Below are 21,099 nucleotides of genomic sequence, written 5' to 3'. Positions count from 1 at the left end.
ATAAAATTCCCCTGGCATTTTTAGGGATTGCTTTTGCCGAGGTTTAATCTACTACTGGCTCTACACCTATATTTTACAGCTAAGATAACTTTGTTTTGTTTTTAGATACAAAACAAACATAAAATTACTTTGGCATTATAAGGAGCGCATTAACTTAGGTTTAATCTGTTGCTAATTTTGGCTTAAGTTTCATCGACTACTCAATATATCTGGATCAAAATGTCAATAAAAAATATGGAAGAACCCAAACGCATTGGAATTCTTACCAGTGGAGGTGATTGTTCTGGCTTAAATGCTGTGATTAGGGCTGTAGTAAATTGTGCTGTGGATACTTACGGCTGGGAGGTTTTGGGAATTCGTCAAGCGACTCTAGGATTAATGGCGCGTCCACCACAATTCACCAAGCTGGAAGTTGATCAAGTTGACTCGCTATTAACTGCGGGTGGCACAATGTTGGGGACAACCAATAAAGGCGACCCCTTTGCTTTTCCAATGGCGGATGGGAGTTTATGCGATCGCTCCGAAGAAATCATTGCAGGTTATCATGAGCTAGGTTTAGACGCTTTGATTGGTATTGGCGGCGATGGTAGTTTGGCAATTCTCCGCCGTCTCGCCCAACAAGGTGGGATTAATTTAGTAGGTATTCCCAAAACCATTGATAACGATATTGGCGTTACTGAACACGCTATTGGTTTTGATACAGCAGTCAATATTGCCACAGAAGCATTAGATAGGTTACATTTTACCGCTGCAAGTCATAGCCGAGTCATGATTTTGGAAGTAATGGGGCGTGATGCTGGACACATAGCTATAGCTGCGGGAATTGCGGGAGGAGCAAATGTAATTTTAATTCCCGAAATTCCTTACACCGTTGAGCATATTTGCCACAAAATTAAAGAACGCCAAGAGAAAGGCAAAAACTATTGTTTGATTATTGTTTCTGAAGCGGTTCGTACCCACGATGGGGAAAATGTGACCATTACAAATCGCTTAGGTCAATCTCGATACGGTGGAATTGGCGAATATTTGGCAGATAAAATTATTGAACACATCGGTGTAGAAACGCGAGTTACAGTTTTAGGACACATTCAACGGGGTGGAACTGCTTCACCACTAGATAGATTAGTTGCAACTGCTTTTGGTGTTGCAGCCGTTAATCTCATTGCAGAGGGTAAATACGATCGCATGGTGACATGGCAAAATCGCCAAGTATTAAGTGTACCAATTACAGAAGCGATCGCTCAATATAGTGCCGTTGATCCCAATGGTACTTTAGTTAAAACCGCCCGTGGTATGGGTATTTATTTGGGAGATTAAACTCAATACTCTTCGATTCTGGCAAGAGACGCGATGAATCGCCGTCTCTACAATAATTAGTCTTTTGTAGAGACGGCGATTTATCGCGTCTTTGTGATGATTTAAGGAAAGAAATTTTCATGTTTAGTATGTGATGAAAATTACATGAATATCTATGCCCAATGCCCCATGTCCTAACTAACAATTCCCAAAACAAACTCGCCTTCATTTACAGCTTGATTGGTTGCGACATCATAAACTAATCCATCATGTTGAGCGCAGACATCAATTACACTAGGTAGTTGACCTTCTTTATTAAAGCTGAGAATTTGATACAGCTTGTCTCCAGTTTTGACTTTGCTACCTAATGCTATTCTAGATTGAATCATACCACCTGCGATCGCATAATATTTTTTCCGGTTGCTGCTAGATGCGAAAGTCATCTTATGAGTTTTTGTCTCATCTGATAAATCAGGAATTTGTAGTACACCTTTTTGCATTAAATAGTTTTTCACACCCCGTATACCTTTGGCGACTGAATCAGGGTTTATTTGCATTCCTGAGCCTAATTCCAGTGTCCAAGCTTCCACATCAAACTTGATTTCTCTACCAAATTCTTTAAAACAAGCTTCTAGTGCTAACCAAGGTTTGATAAAAGCTTCATCAAAAGCATCACCATCATATTTATCAAGTAAGATTCCGAAATCGAGTAGAAAGTATTTGGCACTGTCTTCTCGATTTTGGAAGTAATAAATATAGTCTAATGCTTGATTTGTAGAACTATGTAAATCAATTAAGTAGTCTGCATCTAAACTCAATTTTTGTAGCTTGTAGGCAAAAAGCTCAGTGTAGGGAACACCATTAGAAGAATTAATTTTTTCTAAAACTTTCGCAAAGTTTTGCTTAATTATAGTTAGATAATCTTGTCGAACGACCTCTGGATCACTATGAAGTTGAGATTTAGTAAAAGCTACTAAATCATCAGCTTCTTTCTCGTAGTCCCAAAATATCCGATTCCAGTCTTTGGCTTCGTAAATGCAATATCGTCCAGGGGAAAAATGATGAGCGCGTTCATTCGTCCCCATTGGATTACAAACGGGAACTAACCAAATTTCTCCAGCTAAATTTGTATCATTTATTGTTAATAAAAACTCAATTAGCTGGTGAATAACGGCATTACCAGCGATTTCTGCACCGTGCAGATTAGATTGAATGTATACCTTTTTACCAGGTTTAGCGCCGATGAATTTGTATATTTGTAAGTATAGGCGATCGCCCGAAGCCATTTGACGTAATAAAATGCTTTCAATAACTGGCAGCATGAAATAACTCGGTGATGATTTGAGTAAATTATCGCTGTATCTGTACTGAATAAAAAGCTTAGTACAAAATTTCATTAATTCGTAGCTAATTCTCTGCGTTCCTCTGCGCTTACCTCTGCGCCCCTTTGCGTTTAAATTTAAATCCTCAATTCGCCACGATTTGACGCAAATTTGCTGATTTAATTTGCGTAATCACCTAACCTCTGCGTGAATCACTAAGATAAGGTAGCATCACATTAACTAGTATTGGCAGTAGCTATGGCGCAGAATTGGTTGCGGATTACGCATCAAGACGACAAAATCCAACTTTCTTGGCAACGCGGATATGAAAGTCCTCGTTTTGCGTCAGAAGTCGCCTTCCAGCAACCCTTCGGTGAAGAAAACGCAGCTGAGTTGCGCTGGTATTTAGAAAATTATCTAAAGTTTCCTTACGGTATTTTTCCAGATAACGCTGTAAAAATTGAACAAAAATTACAGCATTGGGGACAACATTTATTTGAGCTAGTATTTCGCAGTACAGAGAAAGGAAGAGAGTTTTTTCAAGAAGCTACACGGGAAGGACTTGATAACTGTGAACTGGGCATCATTTCCGATAACGCCAACGTGCTGAATTTGCCTTGGGAGTTGCTATATTCCCCCGATTATCAATTTCTTGCACCTTCACTGGCGGGGATGTATCGCAGTCTCAGCAGTCAGGGCGTAAAAGCACCATTGCCAGCAATGCCCGATGACCAACTGAATATTTTACTAGTTATTGCGCGTCCTTACGATCAGCAAGACGTAGGGTTTAAAACCATTGCCCGTCCACTGCTGGCGGCGCTGCAACCCATACGTCAGCGAGTCAATCTTAAGGTATTGCGTCCCCCTAGCTTGAAAGAGTTTGAAGCGGAACTGCAAGCAAATAAGGGTTTTTATCATATCGTCCATTTTGATGGACATGGTAATTTTGACAGCCAGACTCAGGGAGTTTTAGTCTTTGAGGATGAACAGGGAAATGAGCAAGCTGTCAGTGCTAGAGAAATTGCCCAATATTTAACAGATTGTCGCGTACCAATTTTTGTGCTGAATGCTTGCAAGTCTGGACAAGTAGGCGAAGAAGCTTTTTCTTCAGTGGCGGGACAGTTGGTGAAATTGGGGGCTAAGGGCGTGGTAGCGATGGCGTATTCAGTTTACGCCAAAGGTGCAGAACACTTTATTGGGCGGTTGTATGGGGAATTAGTCAGGGGAGAGTGTATCGCCACAGCAGTTGCAGCAGGGCGAAAGTCCATGTCTATTGACAAAATGCGCCCCAGTCCCAAAGGAAATTTACCTTTACAAGATTGGCTTGTGCCAGTGTTGTATCAGCAGGAACCCTACACGCCTTTTGTTCCTAAAAAGACAGCACCCAGTTTTGCCGATTTGATGGCGCAAACAGACAATACTCCAGAAAGCAGCAAAGCTGTAGGTTTACCTGATGAAAGTGCTTATGGTTTTATTGGGCGGGATTATGAGATTTTGCGTTTAGAGAGAGCATTTCGACAAAATCATGTGGTTTTGGTGCAGGGAATGGGCGGCGTTGGTAAGACTGAGTTAGTCGCAGGTTTCGCCCGGTGGTTGGATGACACTCAAGGACGTACAGGCGGTATATTCTTCACCTCTTTTGAACAGGGTGCGGGGTTAAGTCAGCTAATTAACCAAATTGGTAGGGCGTTAGGAGGTGAGAGATTTTCCCAAATGATGCCAGATAAGCAAGAGGATGTGGTGCGGGAATATTTGCAAACTAATCCTTGCTTGTTGATTTGGGATAACTTTGAACCTGTCAACGGTTTCCCTACGGGGAATGAACCATTATTGAGTAGGGAAGAGAGAAACAAGCTGAAGCGGTTTCTTAAGGAATTGCGGGGTGGTAAATCTTGGGTATTAATTACCAGTCGCCGCGAAGAACCTTGGCTTGATTGTGGTTATAGTTTAATCAACTTGCGGGGGTTGTCTCAAGCGGATGCCCAAGAGTTAGCCGCGAAGATTCTGCAAACAGTGGGTGTGGAGAGAAAGAACCTGCCAGCAGAGTATTTGGAATTGTTGAATTTGTTGGGGGGACATCCGTTGTCTTTGCGGGTGGTGTTGCCGCATTTAAAGATGCAGACACCTGTGCAGTTAATTGAGGCACTGCGGCAGGGGTTGGATACTTTTAGGGGACAAGAGGAAGAAGGGAGAGAAAAATCTCTCACTGTGTCCTTGGATTATTCTTTTGCGAAGTTGTCGGAACGTACACGCCAACATTTACCATTTTTGGCGCTGTTTTGCGATCTGGTTGATGCAGATTGGCTGCATAGTTTTTCAGAAAGTCCTGATGGTTATTATGGACAAGCTTATCGAGCAGTGTTTGGAGAGAACTTACAAAAACAAGATTGGATTAGAATTCTGAATGAAGCTGCTACCGCAGGTATTTTGGAATATTTTGGTTATGAGACTATCTACAAAATTCACCCAGCACTACCTTGGTATTTGCGTCAGCAGTTAAATACAATGGCTTCCCAGGAGGTGATTAACAAACTCGAAAAAAAGTTGCTGATTTTCTACGCTTATTTAGCAGATAAATACTATGGAAAACTCATCAGCAACGCAAAACTGGCAACATTTGTGCTGCGAATGGAAGAACCAAATCTGTTACAAAACTTGCGCCTAGCCGAACAGCACAAAGAATGGGCTAAAGCACAAGCAATTCTGCAAGCTTTGGGAGAAGTGTATCAGCGCATTGGGCGCAAACCTGAATTCAAGTCATTGCGACAAAGGGTGCTGAAGCAAGTTGGCATTCACTTGGCAGATGCAAAAGCAAAGGGTAAAGATGCTTTGGATTTCTGGATGTATTTACGCGGTAAAGATGCAAATGAAGCATGTGATAACGGTGATTTAGATGCAGCAGCAGTTGTTCGTCAAGAAATTCTTGATGAAATCATAGGTTTAAATGATCCATTTATGACACAAATAATTTCTATTCAATATCATGAACTTGCTTTGATAGCCCAATCAAAAAGAGAATTTTCAAAGGCAGTAGAATTTTATAATCATTCGCTGAAGATATTAGATACTACTAGAAATCGGCAAAATCTTGCTATAATCTATCACAACTTAGGTGTTATTTATTATGAGCAAAAAGATTTAAATTCTGCTAGTGATTATTATCAAAAATCCTGCAAGATACATGAAGATTATGGTAATTTGTATTTTGCTTCTGGCGATTACTATGAACTAGGTTTGATTGCAATTGAAAAAAACAACTTTCAAGAAGCAATTAAGTATTTAACCAAAGCTCTCAAAATTAGAATTGATTTAGGCGATTTAGAAAAAGCAGCTAATGTTTATTACAGTTTAGGTCTTGTAGAAAGTGACCAAGGAAACTTCAGTCAAGCAATTCTCTACTGTCAAAAAGCCCTGAAAATTCAAGAAGATAATAAAAATGATTACCGTGTAGCTGATATTTGCAATCAACTTGGAATTATATCATTTTTTCTAGAAAAATTTGATGAAGCAATTGCCTACTACCAAAAAGCTATCAATATATATAGTGAATTGAATAATCCTCATCAAACGGGAAATTCATACTCTAACATAGGTGTAGCATACGAAAAAATACAAAATTTTCAAAAATCATCTGAATGCTATCAAGCAGCTTATAAAATTTATAGTAATTTTCAAGATTGGTCTAATGCTTCATTAACATTACTCAAATGGGGAAGGATTTTAGAAGCTCAAGAAAATTATGCTGAGGCTTTGAAAATTTACATTCGTGTTTTAGTTATTGATCGAGAGCATAATAAAAATTGGATTGATTATTGTATAAATGATTTAGCCCGTATGCTTAAGCAGTTAGGCGAAAGCCAGTTTCAAACCATTTGGCGCGAGGCGACGGGTAAAGAGTGCGCTGGAGAGGTACGCGAGGCAATTTGGGCAGCGCGGGATGAGCTAAGTTGATTCAGATCCCCGACTTCTTCAAGAAGTCGGGGATCTTGCAGCCTCTCAAATAAGTTTTATTTAAGCATTGCTTGCGATCGCACAGAGCGCACTATCCTAAAGAGCGATCGGATAAGCTTTTGTCAAAAAGTTGTAATGTTAAGTCTTAATGTCATAACCTTAAGCCTTAATCTTGTAATGCTGGTGATTAATGTCGTAAGCTAATCGGCATTCAAGCTGCAATATAGCTGAGATTGCCTTTGTTTTTGATTTGGCGATGCCACTTAATCACTAACTCGCCTTGATTCAAAAGCTTATCTAGCAGTGATTTTAATTCATCTACTGATTTAAATAAGCGATGAGCAATATATTCTTTACATGAGTGCCAGACTAACTCAATAATATTGTAATCAGGGCTGTAAGGGGGTAAAAACTCTAAAACAAAATTTGGGAACTCTTCAGATATTTTAGCTATAATGTCTTTGCGTTTATGAAAACTAGCATTATCTAAAACTAAAATAATCTTCGGCCCAGATTTTACAAAATCTTCGCCAAGGTTTCCTTTACTTATCCACTCCTGTTTAATTAATTCAAATAATAGTTGTAATTGCTCGTAAAAAATATCTGCATTACCTTTTTTCACGAAAAAGCATACCCGCTTTCGGTCTAATTCTCGGATTGCTCCCATCACATTAACCCGACCACAACGCCGTTGCCCTGGAACATTTTTACGTTTTCCTTTTTTACTCCAATTCTTGCGTCGAATTACACGTAAACTAAACCCGCTCTCGTCCCAAAACCATACCTGTAGACGCTCTGGCTGTTCTCGTGCAATCAATAAATATTGGGTAAGTTTTTCTTTAAATTTTGCTCTATCTACTGGATTTTGTTTATCCTTTAGATCATATTTAGCCCAAATATAACTATACTTTTTTCGCTTTAATATCCTCCTCACTTGAGAGCTACTTAAATCAATACCTGTTTTCTCGGTTAAATAAGTAGCTAATCTTTCTGCTGTCCATTTCCCAAATTCGTAACCTAATGATGAGGGTTCTTGAGCAACAGTTTTTAATAAAAGTTCAATATATTCAGGAGTGGCTTTTCGCCAATGTTCGTACTCTCTTTTATTATGTAAGGTTTCTAAATTATCTGGATCTCCATGCATACACCAATATGCCACTGTTCTATGCGAACAGCCTAAAAATTTTGCAATTTCGTGTTGTGGCTTCCCATCATTTTGCAGAAGAATAATTAGAATTCTTTCCCTAATATGCGGTAGGTTGCTCTCTTTTAGAGCTTCCTGTAGCTTGCTGACTTGCTCCTGTGTTAAAAAGTTCTTGGCTGGTGGCGGCATAGGTGCTTTGAAACGGCTTCATCTTCTTATTATGCAACTTAAGTACCGATTAGCTTAACCTTAAGGCTTAATGTCGTAACCTTAAGGCTTAATGTCATAACCTTAAGCCTTAATCTCGTAACCTTAAGGCTTAATGTTGTAATGCTGGTGACGACAGGACATTCACTTATAACTGCGATCGTTGATTCAGGTACTATTTTGCAGCCAGTAAGTAGAATGTAGGTTGGGTTGAGGGACGAAACCCAACACCTCAAAGTCTTTTAACTATAATCTGTGAAATTGCCTAAAATATTATTTAATTATATATAGATGAGGAAAATCAATATGCAAGCCTACAAGCTCAACGCCACAATTGATGAATCCGGTAACTTAATTATTGATGAACCTCTAAATATTGCTCCAGGGACAGTAGAAGTGATTATTTTGCAACCAGTTCCATCCTTGGAAAGTTCTAGAGAAAATCAAATTCAGTCCCAGTCTGAAAAGCAAAAAAGAATAGTGGAATGCTCTATACCCATTTTGAAAGAGTGGCTAGAAAATACAGAGCCGACTCCTTCAGATTTTGACCCTGACCAAGCCAAATGGGAATATTTGAAGGAGAAACATAATCTGTGAGAGTCTTATTAGACACTAATATAATTTTGGATTTTGCTCTTGAACGCCATCCCTTTTACAGCAATACTATACAGGTATTCTCATTTATTTATCAAAAACAAATAGAAGGTTATCTTTCTGCTTCTACTTTTAGTGACCTCTACTACATCATTCGGAAAGATAAAGGTCGAGCATCTGCTCTATCCCTTTTAAATAGAATTGTAACCTTCTGTCAAGTCTCAACAGTAGACAGTACCACAATCAACATGGCATTAACTGCTAACTTTAGAGATTTTGAAGACGCTATTCAATACAGCAGTGCAGTACTCAATCACTTAGATGCTATTATCACTCGTAATCCTAGAGATTTTCCAGTTGCTACTCCCAGAATTATCACATCTGAAGAGTTGATTCAGGAACTAACAAATACTCCATAAATAATTAAGTCAAATATATATGAATGCCCAATTAACGCCTGTCGAAATCCAAGAATTTCAGCAACTTCTGCCAAACGATACCCCAGCGCAACATGCACTTACTACCCTACAACAACACAACGGCAATCTAGAAGCGAGTTTTGATGCACTCTGGCAAGAGAAAGTCGGCACAACAGATTATAGTAGGGGCAAAAAATCTATTTTGCAGCTGACCCTCGACGAAATCCGCGCGGAAATCTGTGGTGATGATGGTTTACGGGGCAAAATCAAAGAATACACCAATAACCCTGGTAGTTCTTCTCTGCTCAATAGTATCATTGGCTCCCTGGTTGCCGTTGCAGCAGTGCATGGAATACCGATTGATGGTGCGATCGCAACAATTGTCGTGTTATATTTTCTAAAAATTGGAATCAATGTTTATTGCAAATACACTGAGCCAGATACCCAGGTAGAGTAAGGGTAAAAATAATATTGTACAGACGCGATTAATCGCGTCTCTCCTAACTCCTAACTTCTCTTACGTTCCTGGTAAATTTCGCAACTGCTCATTCAAATGACTATGATCTGCTAAAACCTTTAACAACGGCCCATGTGAACTAAATTCTACAATACTCACCGAAGCCACAGGGCATCCCAAACGAAAACGGAAGCGTCCCACGTCAACCCCCAGTAAACTACACAGAATAATTCTGATAGTTGCCTTGTGTGAAACGACTAAAACATTGCCACTAGTGTAATTTTGTTTAATTTCTTCAATTACCTGCAAGGCGCGAGAAGCAATTGTCACAGCCATTTCTCCACCAGTAGGAGCATTCCAAGCCGGATCTACTGACCAGCGAATATAATCATCGTGATATTCACGACTAATTACTTCTGGTGTTTTTCCTTCCCACTTACCATAGTTGATTTCCTTTAAACCATCTCTGAGTTGTGGTTCTATCTTTATTGCTCCACACAAAGGTTTTGCTGTCAATACAGTTCGCCGCATAGGACTACAAAATATTGCTGTCCAATCCTTAGAAGTATATGCGTCAGCAAAAGCCTTTGCCATCTCCAAGCCTTCAGGAGTAAGTTCTGAGTCTATGGAACCGCAAAAGGAATTATTACGACTGCATTCTGTCTGTCCGTGACGGAGGAAATAAAGAGTTAGGCTCACGGTATATTCTCATTGATTGTAAATTTAAGAGCGCTAACAATCAGATGTAGCTGAAGATAGTTAATGCCTGTGGTATATTACTACAGTTTTTTGATATTTGGAATGATTTTGAGGGCAAAGTTACCGCAGTTAAGCTTGTGGTAGATATTGCCATTTAGCGATCGCTTATTTGGGTGATTTTGATAAGCAAAAAGTAAAGGTGGGTAATACCCACCTAATCTCTTACTCATCCTCCAAACTTAAAATGTCAGAAGTTACTTGCGACCACCCAACCACTTAGCGGCCGCAATGCCGAGAATCCCTGCTACTACAGGATTACTGAGAAACTTGATAATCCCTGGTTGCTCTGCCAGCACTTCGCGGAAAATGTCGGGGTGGTTATGATAGGCGAAGGACGCGAGTTTGCTAACATCATCAGCAGTCATGCGGCTGGGGTGGTGTGTAGAAAGCCCCAACTGTTGCTCTAGATGCTTCTCGTCTAGTTTTCTTTCCTTCAAGTGTTTGAAAAATGCTCTTGCTACATCATCCCGTTCATTGGGTTTAATTTGTGCGATCGCATTCTGTAATTCTGGCTCCATTTGGCTGGTTGGAATCCGATCTGGATGTAAAGACTTACCAAATAAATGCCGACGTTGATCTGGTGTTGTCCGTTGAGCAAAATCATCAAAGTTTTGATATTCTGCCGTTGACTCGGCTCTAGTATCATCCAGAGATTCAACATCACCCTGAGCCAAATCTTTCATTATTTGACGCTTGTATTCTTCACTAGTTGCCACTTTACTTATCTCCTTTCTTTCGTCAAATTCTTTTTATGGCTGTATTTCCAAGCCATAATTCCAATTACTCAAACTCTCTTCAAGTTTTCATTGCAAACACAGCAATTAGCTATACTTAACTTGATTAGTCTGAGTGTCATATTCAGTAGTCAAAATCAATTTCTTATCAGGCGCATAAACCAAAACCTTTAAGTCTTGATTGGGAAAGTTCTTATGAAAACCTTGAACTAAGGATTTTGCTAATGGTCGCACTTCGTTAGGACGAACTTTAGAAGAAACAACAACACCCAATTTGTTGTTATCACGAACATAAGCATCCTGAACCAATCCTTGAGATGTTTGCACAACCCAAGTACCAAAGGTTTGTCCGCCTGGGGTATTGCCTCGCTCTAACTCTGCATAAGTTACATCTCGGCCAATGGCTGAGGGAGTTGTTGGGCGGTCAACTTGTGACACAGTACCACCACCACAAGCGGTAGTTATCATCAATACTCCAATTAAAAGGAAAGTCGCCAATATTTTGCGACTTTGTTGAAGCAGAATCATTTTTTTACCTCCTGAAAAAAGACTTTAAACAACAGATATAATAATTTGTACGTTCAAACTAATTGCTGACATTTATAAAATTAGAATTTATATAGGTTATTCCTATGAATTAATAAAATTACTTTGTAATGCAGAGGAGTAATTAATTACGCCTCTGCAAAATTTATGCCAATCAAGCTAGTCCTTTATCTTTCCACCCTTGCTAAGGTGAGAAGAAAGGTATATAGCATTGAATGAATCTCGAACACTTCACATTTTCTTGCAAAACTGGAATCCACCCCATTGATATCCCTAGAGTTTCTGCAAAAAAATTATGAATTGTTAGTCAATATTTTTCTTCACATTATCTTTTACATCTTCAATCCCGTGACGGACTTCGCTTTCAGCTTGTTTTGCTTTACCTTTGGCTTTATCTTCTGGATCTCCAGTGATATTTCCTAATGCTTCTTGGGCCTTACCTTCAACATTTTTAGCAGCAGCTTTAGCGCGATCTTCAATACTCATTTTGTACTCCTGATTTTGTAAAAGATTACTTTCAAAGCTATAACTAACTTTGAAATCTTTTGTGATTACTTTTACACAGTAGCTTAAAGTTTTTGCTAAAGCCTTCCACCACAAGACATATTAAAAAATCATAATGACGCTCGTTCTTCGCTAACGTAATGCTTAACTCGTAATTAAGAAAGCTAGTCATAGTATGCGTTCTGGCTATTGATTGAATGTCAATTAAAGCAATAACAGTTTAGTTACCTATGCTAAAAGACATAGAACAAGGGCAAATATCGTAATTTCTAGTTTTGACTATTTAAATAAAAAACCCAGTTTCTATACGAAACTGGGTTAATAAAGTTATGGGTATATTTTTTTGTCTAATCTAGAAAACCCATCAGGCTTTCAGAATTTTCAATCTCATTTGATGCTATTGGACGATTACCGAAGGTAGAATAGCTTTCATCAATTACCAACAAACTTGAGCCAATTGGACGAATCCCAGAGAGGTTCATACTTTCAACAACTTGGAATGTATTAGCACCAATTGGACGAATACCCATTGAGTTATAGGTTTCAACTACTTCTAAGGTACTGATGCTAACGGGGCGCACCCCAGCAATTGAAAGGTGTTCAGCAACTTCTAAGTCGCTAGCGCCTATGGGACGAATTCCAGAAATGGCGAGTGTTCCAGAAGCTCCCACTGGCAGTTCAGTAACTTCCTCGACTTTATCTGCATTCAAGCTCTGGTCTTGTTGGTTTTCAACTTCCTCTGTAGTTTCCCCTGAAGACTTGGCATTGTTTTGCCGAGAACTGATTGCTTTGCCAGCGCTGCTAATAGCCATAAACGAAGACCTCTGGTTTGTTAATTGAATTTTACAATAATTAAGGAAAGATGAAATTTTTTCCCATATACTTTAGAGTTTAACCTTAAAAAACCTCACATAGATATAAGAATCTTTAAAACTGATACATAAGTAAATTTTAATTAATAAGTTTTGTAAAAACTTATTACCATTTATTTTAGTCTAATAAGCCAGCTACAATGGATACAGGGCGAAATCGTCACCATGAGATAGGGTATTTTCAGCAAAACTGTATGACAGAATTTTGTCTTCAAGCTCCCTTTATTCCCACAGGCGATCAACCACAAGCGATCGCCCAACTTACTGCTAGTATCCAATCAGGCAATCGTTATCAAACTTTACTAGGAGCCACTGGAACTGGTAAGACATTTTCGGTAGCAGCAGTTATTGAGAAAATTGGCAAGCCGACTTTAGTTCTGGCGCATAACAAAACCCTGGCTGCACAGCTTTGTAACGAGTTGCGGGATTTCTTCCCCAACAACGCAGTTGAGTATTTTGTCAGCTACTACGATTATTATCAACCAGAAGCGTATATTCCCGTTACCGATACTTATATTGAAAAAACAGCGGCGATTAATGATGAGATAGATATGTTACGGCACTCAGCGACGCGATCGCTTTTTGAACGCCGTGATGTCATTGTCGTTGCTTCCATCAGCTGCATCTACGGTTTAGGAATGCCAGCAGAATATCTCAAAGCTGCCATCCCTCTTCAGATAGGTATGGAAGTAAATCAACGCCAAATTTTACGAGATTTGGCAAATGTTCAATATAGCCGTAACGACATCGAAATGGGTCGGGGAAAATTTCGCGTCCGTGGTGATGTCTTAGAAATTGGCCCAGCTTATGAAGACCGAATTATTCGCGTCGAATTCTTTGGTGATGAAATTGACGCGATTCGCTACATTGACCCGGTGACAGGTGAAATTCTCAAGAGTTTGGAAGCGGTGAATGTCTACCCTGCGCGTCACTTTGTCACACCAGAAGAACGGTTAGAAGTAGCTTGTAATGACATTGCAGCAGAATTAAAACAGCAAAAATTAGACTTAGAACAAGCAGGGAAACTATTAGAAGCGCAACGCATAGATCAACGTACACGCTATGACCTAGAAATGCTGCGCGAAGTCGGTTATTGCAACGGCGTTGAGAACTATTCCCGTCACTTAGCAGGAAGACAAGCTGGAGAATCACCAGAATGTTTAATTGATTATTTTCCTAAAGATTGGCTACTAATTATCGATGAATCTCACGTTACCGTACCCCAAATTCGGGGTATGTATAACGGCGACCAAGCGAGAAAAAAAGTTTTAATTGAACATGGATTTCGGCTTCCTAGCGCTGCTGATAATCGTCCTTTAAAAGCTGAAGAATTTTGGCAAAAGGTTAATCAGTGTATTTTTGTTTCCGCAACTCCCGGAACTTGGGAAATAGAAGTTTCTGAAGAGAATGTAATTGAGCAAGTAATCCGACCAACTGGGGTAGTTGATCCAGAAATTTCTGTGCGTCCCACAGAAGGACAAATTGATGATTTACTGGGAGAAATTAAAGATAGAGCCGATCGCCATGAGCGAGTGTTAATTACCACATTAACCAAACGCATGGCCGAAGATCTAACCGAATATTTGCAAGACCGCAGTATCAGGGTACGGTATTTACATTCCGAGATTACTTCTATTGAGCGCATTGAGATTTTGCAGAACTTGCGCGAGGGAAAATTTGATGTTTTGGTTGGTGTGAACTTGCTGCGGGAAGGTTTAGATTTACCCGAAGTTTCCTTAGTAGCAATTATGGATGCAGATAAAGAAGGTTTTCTGCGAACCGAGCGTTCCTTAATTCAAACTATTGGTAGAGCTGCGCGCCACGTCCAAGGACAAGCAATTTTGTATGCCGACAATATGACAGGTAGCATGATTAAAGCTATTGATGAAACAGATAGGCGGCGTGGTATTCAAACAGCATATAATCGACTGCATGGGATTACACCACAACCAATTGTGAAAAAATCAAGTAATGCGATTTTGGCTTTTTTAGATGTATCTCGGCGATTAAATGCAACTGATTTGAAAGTTGTAGATGAACATCTAGATGAACTGCCATTAGAACAAATTCCAGGGTTGATTACTCTGTTAGAAGCACAGATGAAAGAGGCGGCAAAAAAACTGGAATTTGAAGAGGCGGGTAAATTGCGCGATCGCATTAAACATCTGCGGGATAAAATGCTAGGACGTTAACGTTAATCTTATGCTTACCAATATTCGCCTAATTAGTGTTCAAGAATATCACAAAATGGCGGAAACGGGAATTTTTCATCCTGAAGAACGCTTAGAATTAATCGCGGGACAAATCATCAGAATGTCAGCAAAAGGTACTGCTCACGAATCAGCAATTACCCGCACAGAAAGATTATTACGTCAACGTTTGGCTGACAAAGTTTTATTAAGAATCCAGTCACCAGTGCAACTTGACGATTACTCGGAACCAGAACCAGATATTTCAGTGGTGAAGCTGAATCCATTAGATTATGAGGATCACCATCCCAATGCTTCCGAAGTGTTTTTACTGATTGAAATAGCTGATTCCAGTCTCAAATACGATCAAGAAGTAAAAGCGAACGCTTATGCTAAATCAGGCATTATTGAGTACTGGATTTTAGATGTCAATGGACGCAAGTTGTATATGTATCGTCTCCCTAGTCCAGACGGATATCACAGTGAGAGCATACTTGCAGAGGATGTGACAATTTCACCTTTAGCTTTCCCTGATTGTGCGATCGCTATTCGAGAATTATTGCGAAAAATCTAGGAGGCGATCGCCAGAAAGCATCTGCGAAATAAAATGCTAGAGCATCAGTGGTTGGTTGGGGTAGCAATTCGGCGGATGTGGAAATAGTGATGTCTTGAAATTCAAAAAGCTGTATCAATAAGGCACGATTTAGTACATAGAAATGGAAAGACAAAAGAGGGCAAAGAAATTATTATTGCTGACATGATGGTTGATGATATTATCACTAAAGTTGAAAGCTTCATTAGTGAAATCGACCAAAAATTGAACGAGAAAAATAATCCTTCTGAGTTTTCTAGTACAAGCTAACAAGTCGATGAAGCAGACTGACTCAAATGCTTCATATAGCTGCAAAGGTTATTTACATCTGCTTAACCGGAACGTTAGGTGACTTAAGTTATCTGTGGAGGCACGATTGGCAAGTTTTCTTTTTGAGGCGATCGCCCCTTTGTACCGCCAAGTGCAGTTTGAAACTGAAGCAACCGAAAATTGACATGATACATAGTCAATCTTTGAATTTCATGCTATCTCCACAGATGCTTCGCATACAATGGTGAAAATTCTGAAGAAGTTGTAAATAGTTACACTTCCTGAAAGGCTAATTTTGGATTAAATAGATTTATGTTAGTTTGGGGAATCCATATTGGACTTTACATCGGTGCAATGTTAGGAATTGTGCATGGTATAGCAAACATTCGTCGAAGAGGGCCATATCTGTCACTATAAGCACTATATCCACCCTCGCAATTTTTGATGTACCTGCGCTAAATACCACATATAATCATCAATTTTGTAATTATCAGCAGCTTTAACTATATATTCCTGAGCTAAACCAATATTATTCTCGACTTCGTAATATAATCCCAAGTAAAGATGACTGTAAAAATTTCCTTTTATACCTTCTGATTGACCAACAGTTAAAACATCATCTGGTGTACAATCTCCCGCATACAAATCATATACGCGCTGCATAATGCGTCGAGGGTCATTTTTCACAGTTAGTAAAGATTTACGTGCCTCTTCAACACCTAACGAACGAGCTATGCAGAGATATCGCCATACTGTTTCTTCTACATCTTGAGCGTTTACAGTTAAATCTATTTCAAATTGTTCAGCACCCTCAGCAAATCTTTCTGCATAATAATACGATAATCCACGTTGCCAGAGGTAGGGTTTAATACTAGCATCCAATTGCTCTGCTATGTCGAAATCTTGAATAGATTCATCAATTTTTGCCAGTTGGAAGTTAATCATACCCCGGCGAACGTAAGCATTAGGATTTTTCGGCTGATTGCGAATGGCTTCGTTCCAGCGCTGGAGTTGATTTTCCAGAGAATTTGAAAAAAACATGAGTTTGATCCGCTATTGAATTGGAATCAGATGCGGTAAATGGTTTAGGGATTGCGATCGCCTACATTACTATAAAAAGCGATCGCATTGGGCACTTACAAGATAAACTCTTAAACTGATACCTTGAAAAGAAAAAATCCGCAAAATTACAAATGAGTGATGCCTACGGCAGGCTAAGTCTACGCTGGACACTGACAGGAAAGAAAGCACTGATTACAGGTGCTACCAAAGGCATTGGACTAGCTGTTGCCAATGAGTTCTTATCTCTAGGTGCAGAAGTCATAATTGTGGCACGGAATTCTCAAGATGTTGACCAACAACTAATTATCTGGCGAGAATTAGGATTACCTGCCTATGGAATTACGGCAGATGTTGCAACTGCTGAGGGGCGACAAGCCATTTTTGAGCAGGTTGGTAAAACCTGGGATAAATTAGACATCCTGGTTAATAATGTGGGAACCAATATCAGCAAAAAAGTAGTAGACTACACGGCTGCTGAATATCAGTTTATCATCCAGACAAACCAGATATCAATTTTTGAGATGTGCCGTTTATTTTACCCTCTGCTGCAAAATGGGGAAAATAGCAGCATTGTGAATATAAGTTCTGTAGCGGGTTTAGTCTCGAACCGTACAGGCGCTCCTTATGGTATGACTAAAGCGGCTATAAATCAACTGACGCGATCACTATCAGTTGAATGGGCTGGCGATCATATTAGGGTAAATACCGTAGCACCTTGGGCTATTCGCACTCCTCTAACCGAGTCTGTACTCGATAACCAAGATTTTCTCAAATTAGTTCTTTCCCAAACACCTATGGGAAGAGTTGGTCAACCAGAAGAAGTAGCGGGTTTAGTAGCATTTCTTTGTATGCCTGCGGCATCTTTCATCACTGGACAATGTATCACTGTCGATGGTGGTTTTTTGGCTTTCGGTTTTTAAGTCTCAAAGCGAGATCCATCCACGAGGTAGAAGAAACTACTTACAAAATTCCGTATTGTAGAATTGCTGTCTTAAAATCAGGAAAAAACGCTCGTGGTTCCAATTAGCGATAATAATCCCACAAAAATCACGCCTTATGTAACTTACGGCTTGATTGCTGCCAACGTCCTCGCTTTTCTTTATGAAGCAAGTCTTCCTCCACAAGCATTAAATGGGTTTTTACACCTTGCGGCTGTAGTTCCACGAGAACTCACCCTCAGCTTTGGTGGTATCTCTGTACATCAACCAGTACCAGAATGGGCAACTTTGATTACCTCGCAATTCTTGCATGGTGGTTTCTTGCACTTAGCAGGTAATATGCTGTTTCTTTGGATTTTTGGTAACAACGTTGAAGATAAGTTAGGCCATGCCAAATATTTACTGTTTTATTTATCTTGCGGTGTTTTAGCAGCATTAACACAGTGGTTCTTCGCTCAAGATTCTAGCATTCCATCTTTGGGTGCTAGTGGTGCGATCGCAGGTATTCTAGGAGCATACATCCTCCGCTTTCCCAATGCCGAAGTTCTCGGCGTAGTGCCTTTAGGGTTTTTCTTCCCAACTTTCCGCGTCCCGGCATATTTCTTTTTAGGATTCTGGTTTCTCGAACAAGCCTTCTATGGACTTGCTAGTCTCGAAACACGTACCAACATCGGTATGGAAAGCGGCGGTATTGCCTACTGGGCCCATGCTGGTGGGTTTATCTTTGGGGCAATTATCGGCCCTCTATTGGGTTTGTTTAACGATAAATCACAAGAAGAATCTTGGTATAAGTAATTTTTTATGGTATCGTAGTACCCCTCAATTATACTCAGGACTTACGCAAAATAATGAAAAAACGAACTGCATTCGCGCAGCGTCTCGTCAGAGAAGGACACAAATGAATAAGAGTTTCAGAGAGTTATTGCGTAAGTCCTCATACACTAAAACTGCGGATGCAATCTCCTTTTTTGGGTAGAGGAATTACGAGTGGTTCTGTCTTTAACATTGGAAACAGTTTAGTCACCACTAAAAATCGATAAGAGATATCCATGATCACTCGTCAGGCTCTTAAGCAGTTGCAATTTTTGAGCAATGTTCCGGCGCTTTCCATCCTGTTGTCGACTCATCGGACATCACCAGATAACAAACAAGATCCGATTCGGGTGAAAAATCTGGTAGATGAGGCAACAAAGCGGCTTGCCACAGAATTTACTAACCACGAGTTGGAACCGTTGTTGAAGCGGCTCGAAACCCTCGTAAGCGAATTGACTATCGCCACACGCTGGATGGATTGGCGTTATACATCAGCCATGACTTTGCCAAGCTTTATTACCTGCCTTTTCCTGTACCTGCGCGGGTTGTAATTGATCAAACCTTCGCGACACGAGATTTGGTATATGGAATGCATCGGGCCCAGCGCTATTGGGTCTTGCTGTTAAGTCAGGCATCCACGCGCTTATTAGCTGGAACAGGAGAAACCCTTGAGGAAGTTGATGATGAAAACTTCCCAATGCAAATGACAGGGCCCGGAGCCACGGCTCCGCTTCCCTATGACGCTGATTCTAGCTATCGAGACGACAGGCATCGCAGATTTTTTCAGCAGGTAGACAGTGCATTGACGCTCTATCAGACTCAAAATGAGTCACTACCATTGGTTGTAGGAGGGGTTGATCGGCAAGTATCTTTCTTCCAGGAGGTTTCGCAAGATACTCAAGCGATGTCTACGATGGTCACTGAGCGCAGCCGAGTGCGGGCTACGCCTACGCAGGAAGCCTGAGCGGCAATTTTGACAAAGCGACGATTCATGAACTGACCCCTCAAGTGTGGGCAATCATGCAGTCCGTTCGGGAGGCGCAACAGGCTGATGCACTCCAGGCATTAGATGACGCAATGGGTACTCAAAGTGTCGTTTCTACGATTGGGGAAACGTGGCGATTAGCACATGAAGGTCGAGGGAAATTGCTTTTGGTTGAAAAAAACTACCATGTACCAGCAATCTTGACTGAAGACGGCAGGTTTGAGTTAGTTGATCAACCGGGTGGTACAGAGGTGATGGATGATGCCGTTGATGAAATTATAGAAGTTGTCTTAGCTAGGAGAGGAAACATTGCAATTGTGGACGATGAAGCACTATCCATTCATCAGCGAATTGCATTGGTTTTGCGGTATTGATGTCAAATTTTCACGGGGTTTAAAATTTGTTGTTAAAAACTAATTAAAATCATACTTTTTCCTTTTATTTAATTGAACTTGTAACACTTCGCTTTCAAATTGCAACGTATTTTTTTTGATTATTCCTACAATACTTTTGTCTGAAGTCTCAACTGTCAAGTTGGGATCGAGTTCGGCAGATGCCTTTTCTCCCCACACCACAATAGATTCAAGCGACGCATCCGCCATAAACCCAAGCGGTGAATTTCTTGTCCAGAGATCAAAAAATTACCGTGAATTGTTTATACTGTTTGATTTAATTAGGTGAAATTGCCTAAATTTCGCAACTGGTAGCCGTACAAGCTATATTGCAATTAGCCAATAATTTAGGAAAAACACCTGTGTTTCCCCTCTACGACGAAAATCCGACGCGAATCACCCCGTATTTCACCTACGGGTTAATTGGCATAAATATTGTAGTTTTTCTTCACGAGGTGAGCCTGTCAAATGCACAATTGAGTCAGTTTTTAAGTCAATATGCGGTAGTACCTCAAGAGTTAACCACAAATTTGAGTGGAGAGTGGATAACATTATTTACGTCGCAATTTTTACACGGTGGTTGGTGGCACTTAATCTCAAATATGTTGTTCCTCTGGGTTTTTGGCAACAATATTGAAGATCGATTAGGTCATGCCAAATATCTAATTTTTTATTTGACGTGTGGTGCTTTAGCTGCCTTATGCCAATGGTTTATTGGTATGAATTCTGAGATTCCTTCCTTGGGGGCAAGTGGTGCAATTTCTGGGGTTTTGGGTGCGTACATCATTCGCTTTCCCCACGCTAAAGTCATGACCTTAGTTTTTTTGGGGATTTTCATCACCACAATCAGAATTCCAGCATTAGTGATAATTGGACTTTTCTTTGTGCAGAATGTTATATCTGGTCTTGCTACCCTACAAACAGCCGCTCATATGACTGTGCAAACCGGTGGAGTTGCTTACTGGGCGCATATCGGGGGTTTTGTTTTTGGGGTAATTCTCGCTCCCGTGTTTGGGTTGTTTAGGCAGGACTAAATACAGCATTTTCTGTCTA

General features: G+C 40.1%; 22 protein-coding genes. 13 read left to right on the top strand and 9 right to left on the bottom strand.

Translation table 11 applies throughout. The annotated features are described in order from the left end of the window. The first annotated feature begins 234 nt into the window (after nt 1-234). Nucleotides 235-1,317, top strand: a complete 1,083-nt coding sequence (locus tag FBB35_RS15345; RefSeq protein ID WP_174713652.1) for an ATP-dependent 6-phosphofructokinase — start codon at nt 235-237, stop codon at nt 1,315-1,317. A 173-nt stretch (nt 1,318-1,490) separates the two neighbouring features. Here the strand turns inward: FBB35_RS15345 and FBB35_RS15340 are convergent, their stop codons facing one another. Next, nucleotides 1,491-2,618 carry a succinylglutamate desuccinylase/aspartoacylase family protein gene (locus FBB35_RS15340; RefSeq protein ID WP_174710377.1) on the bottom strand — a complete coding sequence of 376 codons (1,128 nt, stop codon included), beginning with the start codon at nt 2,616-2,618 and terminating at the stop codon, nt 1,491-1,493. A 258-nt stretch (nt 2,619-2,876) separates the two neighbouring features. Between FBB35_RS15340 and FBB35_RS15335 the strand changes: the two genes are divergently transcribed. Continuing rightward, nucleotides 2,877-6,569 (top strand): tetratricopeptide repeat protein, encoded by a 3,693-nt coding sequence (locus FBB35_RS15335; RefSeq protein WP_174710376.1) that lies wholly within the window; start codon nt 2,877-2,879, stop codon nt 6,567-6,569. Between the two features lie 211 nt (nt 6,570-6,780). Here FBB35_RS15335 and FBB35_RS15330 read toward each other — a convergent pair whose 3' ends face one another. Then, entirely contained in the window at nt 6,781-7,902 is a 1,122-nt protein-coding gene (locus FBB35_RS15330; protein WP_174709027.1) for an IS630 family transposase, read from the bottom strand. A gap of 324 nt (nt 7,903-8,226) precedes the next feature. Between FBB35_RS15330 and FBB35_RS15325 the strand changes: the two genes are divergently transcribed. Genes FBB35_RS15325 through FBB35_RS15315 form a run of 3 tightly spaced genes read left to right on the top strand, consistent with a single transcriptional unit; the run spans nt 8,227 to nt 9,390 of the window. After that, nucleotides 8,227-8,517, top strand: coding sequence for a hypothetical protein (locus FBB35_RS15325; RefSeq protein ID WP_174710375.1), 291 nt, complete (start codon nt 8,227-8,229; stop codon nt 8,515-8,517). Further along, complete coding sequence (locus FBB35_RS15320; protein WP_174710374.1) at nt 8,514-8,933, top strand: PIN domain-containing protein; 420 nt, start codon at nt 8,514-8,516, stop codon at nt 8,931-8,933. Before FBB35_RS15325 ends, FBB35_RS15320 begins: the two co-directional genes overlap by 4 nt. A gap of 19 nt (nt 8,934-8,952) precedes the next feature. Then, complete coding sequence (locus tag FBB35_RS15315) at nt 8,953-9,390, top strand: hypothetical protein (RefSeq protein ID WP_174710373.1); 438 nt, start codon at nt 8,953-8,955, stop codon at nt 9,388-9,390. A 60-nt stretch (nt 9,391-9,450) separates the two neighbouring features. Here FBB35_RS15315 and FBB35_RS15310 read toward each other — a convergent pair whose 3' ends face one another. From FBB35_RS15310 to FBB35_RS15285, 6 genes are all read right to left on the bottom strand, one after another. Then, nucleotides 9,451-10,089 (bottom strand): histidine phosphatase family protein, encoded by a 639-nt coding sequence (locus tag FBB35_RS15310; RefSeq protein ID WP_174710372.1) that lies wholly within the window; start codon nt 10,087-10,089, stop codon nt 9,451-9,453. An 80-nt stretch (nt 10,090-10,169) separates the two neighbouring features. Further along, nucleotides 10,170-10,319 (bottom strand): hypothetical protein, encoded by a 150-nt coding sequence (locus FBB35_RS15305; RefSeq protein WP_174710371.1) that lies wholly within the window; start codon nt 10,317-10,319, stop codon nt 10,170-10,172. A gap of 24 nt (nt 10,320-10,343) precedes the next feature. Then, entirely contained in the window at nt 10,344-10,865 is a 522-nt protein-coding gene (locus FBB35_RS15300; protein ID WP_174710370.1) for a hypothetical protein, read from the bottom strand. A gap of 105 nt (nt 10,866-10,970) precedes the next feature. Continuing rightward, complete coding sequence (locus FBB35_RS15295) at nt 10,971-11,411, bottom strand: hypothetical protein (RefSeq protein ID WP_174710369.1); 441 nt, start codon at nt 11,409-11,411, stop codon at nt 10,971-10,973. 321 nt (nt 11,412-11,732) lie between these two features. Further along, nucleotides 11,733-11,915: a CsbD family protein gene (locus tag FBB35_RS15290; RefSeq protein WP_069070399.1), complete on the bottom strand. Its 183-nt coding sequence runs from the start codon at nt 11,913-11,915 to the stop codon at nt 11,733-11,735. A gap of 365 nt (nt 11,916-12,280) precedes the next feature. After that, the gene (locus FBB35_RS15285) at nt 12,281-12,745 is read right to left on the bottom strand and encodes a hypothetical protein (RefSeq protein ID WP_174710368.1); all 465 of its coding nucleotides are present in this window, start codon (nt 12,743-12,745) and stop codon (nt 12,281-12,283) included. Between the two features lie 254 nt (nt 12,746-12,999). Here FBB35_RS15285 and uvrB point away from each other — a divergent pair, with 254 nt between their 5' ends. Together uvrB and FBB35_RS15275 are read left to right on the top strand one after the other, a co-directional pair. After that, a complete protein-coding gene (gene uvrB / locus FBB35_RS15280) occupies nt 13,000-14,997 on the top strand; it encodes an excinuclease ABC subunit UvrB (protein ID WP_174710367.1) in 1,998 nt (665 codons plus the stop codon). 10 nt (nt 14,998-15,007) lie between these two features. Beyond that, complete coding sequence (locus FBB35_RS15275) at nt 15,008-15,568, top strand: Uma2 family endonuclease (RefSeq protein WP_174710366.1); 561 nt, start codon at nt 15,008-15,010, stop codon at nt 15,566-15,568. A 708-nt stretch (nt 15,569-16,276) separates the two neighbouring features. Here FBB35_RS15275 and FBB35_RS15270 read toward each other — a convergent pair. Beyond that, nucleotides 16,277-16,897: a hypothetical protein gene (locus FBB35_RS15270; protein WP_174710365.1), complete on the bottom strand. Its 621-nt coding sequence runs from the start codon at nt 16,895-16,897 to the stop codon at nt 16,277-16,279. A gap of 152 nt (nt 16,898-17,049) precedes the next feature. On the opposite strand from FBB35_RS15270, the gene FBB35_RS15265 reads away from it, so the two are divergent. From FBB35_RS15265 to FBB35_RS15250, 6 genes are all read left to right on the top strand, one after another. Then, nucleotides 17,050-17,838 carry an SDR family oxidoreductase gene (locus FBB35_RS15265; RefSeq protein ID WP_174710364.1) on the top strand — a complete coding sequence of 263 codons (789 nt, stop codon included), beginning with the start codon at nt 17,050-17,052 and terminating at the stop codon, nt 17,836-17,838. A gap of 93 nt (nt 17,839-17,931) precedes the next feature. Beyond that, complete coding sequence (locus FBB35_RS15260) at nt 17,932-18,651, top strand: rhomboid family intramembrane serine protease (RefSeq protein ID WP_174710363.1); 720 nt, start codon at nt 17,932-17,934, stop codon at nt 18,649-18,651. Nucleotides 18,652-18,905: 254 nt separating this feature from the next. Continuing rightward, the gene (locus FBB35_RS33925; protein WP_217481715.1) at nt 18,906-19,220 is read left to right on the top strand and encodes a hypothetical protein; all 315 of its coding nucleotides are present in this window, start codon (nt 18,906-18,908) and stop codon (nt 19,218-19,220) included. A 38-nt stretch (nt 19,221-19,258) separates the two neighbouring features. Beyond that, on the top strand, nt 19,259-19,633 hold the full coding sequence (locus FBB35_RS33920; protein WP_217481714.1) for a hypothetical protein: 375 nt from the start codon (nt 19,259-19,261) through the stop codon (nt 19,631-19,633). Nucleotides 19,634-19,689: 56 nt separating this feature from the next. Beyond that, nucleotides 19,690-20,028, top strand: coding sequence for a hypothetical protein (locus tag FBB35_RS33915; protein WP_217481713.1), 339 nt, complete (start codon nt 19,690-19,692; stop codon nt 20,026-20,028). 380 nt (nt 20,029-20,408) lie between these two features. Next, nucleotides 20,409-21,080 carry a rhomboid family intramembrane serine protease gene (locus FBB35_RS15250; RefSeq protein ID WP_174713651.1) on the top strand — a complete coding sequence of 224 codons (672 nt, stop codon included), beginning with the start codon at nt 20,409-20,411 and terminating at the stop codon, nt 21,078-21,080. The last annotated feature ends 19 nt before the right edge of the window (nt 21,081-21,099 follow it).

This window comes from Nostoc sp. TCL240-02, from assembly GCF_013343235.1.
Classification (GTDB): domain Bacteria; phylum Cyanobacteriota; class Cyanobacteriia; order Cyanobacteriales; family Nostocaceae; genus Nostoc.
This window is presented reverse-complemented; position numbering and strand designations above follow the sequence as displayed.

What these genes read in the sequence shown, in the direction of transcription:
- FBB35_RS15265 (WP_174710364.1), top strand. Translation starts at nt 17,050, where the DNA reads ATGAGTGATGCCTACGGCAGGCTAAGTCTACGCTGGACACTGACAGGA.
- FBB35_RS15285 (WP_174710368.1), bottom strand. Translation starts at nt 12,745, where the DNA reads ATGGCTATTAGCAGCGCTGGCAAAGCAATCAGTTCTCGGCAAAACAAT.
- FBB35_RS15325 (WP_174710375.1), top strand. Translation starts at nt 8,227, where the DNA reads ATGCAAGCCTACAAGCTCAACGCCACAATTGATGAATCCGGTAACTTA.
- FBB35_RS15315 (WP_174710373.1), top strand. Translation starts at nt 8,953, where the DNA reads ATGAATGCCCAATTAACGCCTGTCGAAATCCAAGAATTTCAGCAACTT.
- FBB35_RS15290 (WP_069070399.1), bottom strand. Translation starts at nt 11,915, where the DNA reads ATGAGTATTGAAGATCGCGCTAAAGCTGCTGCTAAAAATGTTGAAGGT.
- FBB35_RS15335 (WP_174710376.1), top strand. Translation starts at nt 2,877, where the DNA reads ATGGCGCAGAATTGGTTGCGGATTACGCATCAAGACGACAAAATCCAA.
- FBB35_RS33915 (WP_217481713.1), top strand. Translation starts at nt 19,690, where the DNA reads ATGCAGTCCGTTCGGGAGGCGCAACAGGCTGATGCACTCCAGGCATTA.
- FBB35_RS15275 (WP_174710366.1), top strand. Translation starts at nt 15,008, where the DNA reads ATGCTTACCAATATTCGCCTAATTAGTGTTCAAGAATATCACAAAATG.
- FBB35_RS33920 (WP_217481714.1), top strand. Translation starts at nt 19,259, where the DNA reads ATGCATCGGGCCCAGCGCTATTGGGTCTTGCTGTTAAGTCAGGCATCC.
- FBB35_RS15345 (WP_174713652.1), top strand. Translation starts at nt 235, where the DNA reads ATGGAAGAACCCAAACGCATTGGAATTCTTACCAGTGGAGGTGATTGT.
- FBB35_RS15295 (WP_174710369.1), bottom strand. Translation starts at nt 11,411, where the DNA reads ATGATTCTGCTTCAACAAAGTCGCAAAATATTGGCGACTTTCCTTTTA.
- FBB35_RS15270 (WP_174710365.1), bottom strand. Translation starts at nt 16,897, where the DNA reads ATGTTTTTTTCAAATTCTCTGGAAAATCAACTCCAGCGCTGGAACGAA.
- FBB35_RS33925 (WP_217481715.1), top strand. Translation starts at nt 18,906, where the DNA reads ATGATCACTCGTCAGGCTCTTAAGCAGTTGCAATTTTTGAGCAATGTT.
- uvrB (WP_174710367.1), top strand. Translation starts at nt 13,000, where the DNA reads ATGACAGAATTTTGTCTTCAAGCTCCCTTTATTCCCACAGGCGATCAA.
- FBB35_RS15305 (WP_174710371.1), bottom strand. Translation starts at nt 10,319, where the DNA reads ATGAGTAAGAGATTAGGTGGGTATTACCCACCTTTACTTTTTGCTTAT.
- FBB35_RS15330 (WP_174709027.1), bottom strand. Translation starts at nt 7,902, where the DNA reads ATGCCGCCACCAGCCAAGAACTTTTTAACACAGGAGCAAGTCAGCAAG.
- FBB35_RS15340 (WP_174710377.1), bottom strand. Translation starts at nt 2,618, where the DNA reads ATGCTGCCAGTTATTGAAAGCATTTTATTACGTCAAATGGCTTCGGGC.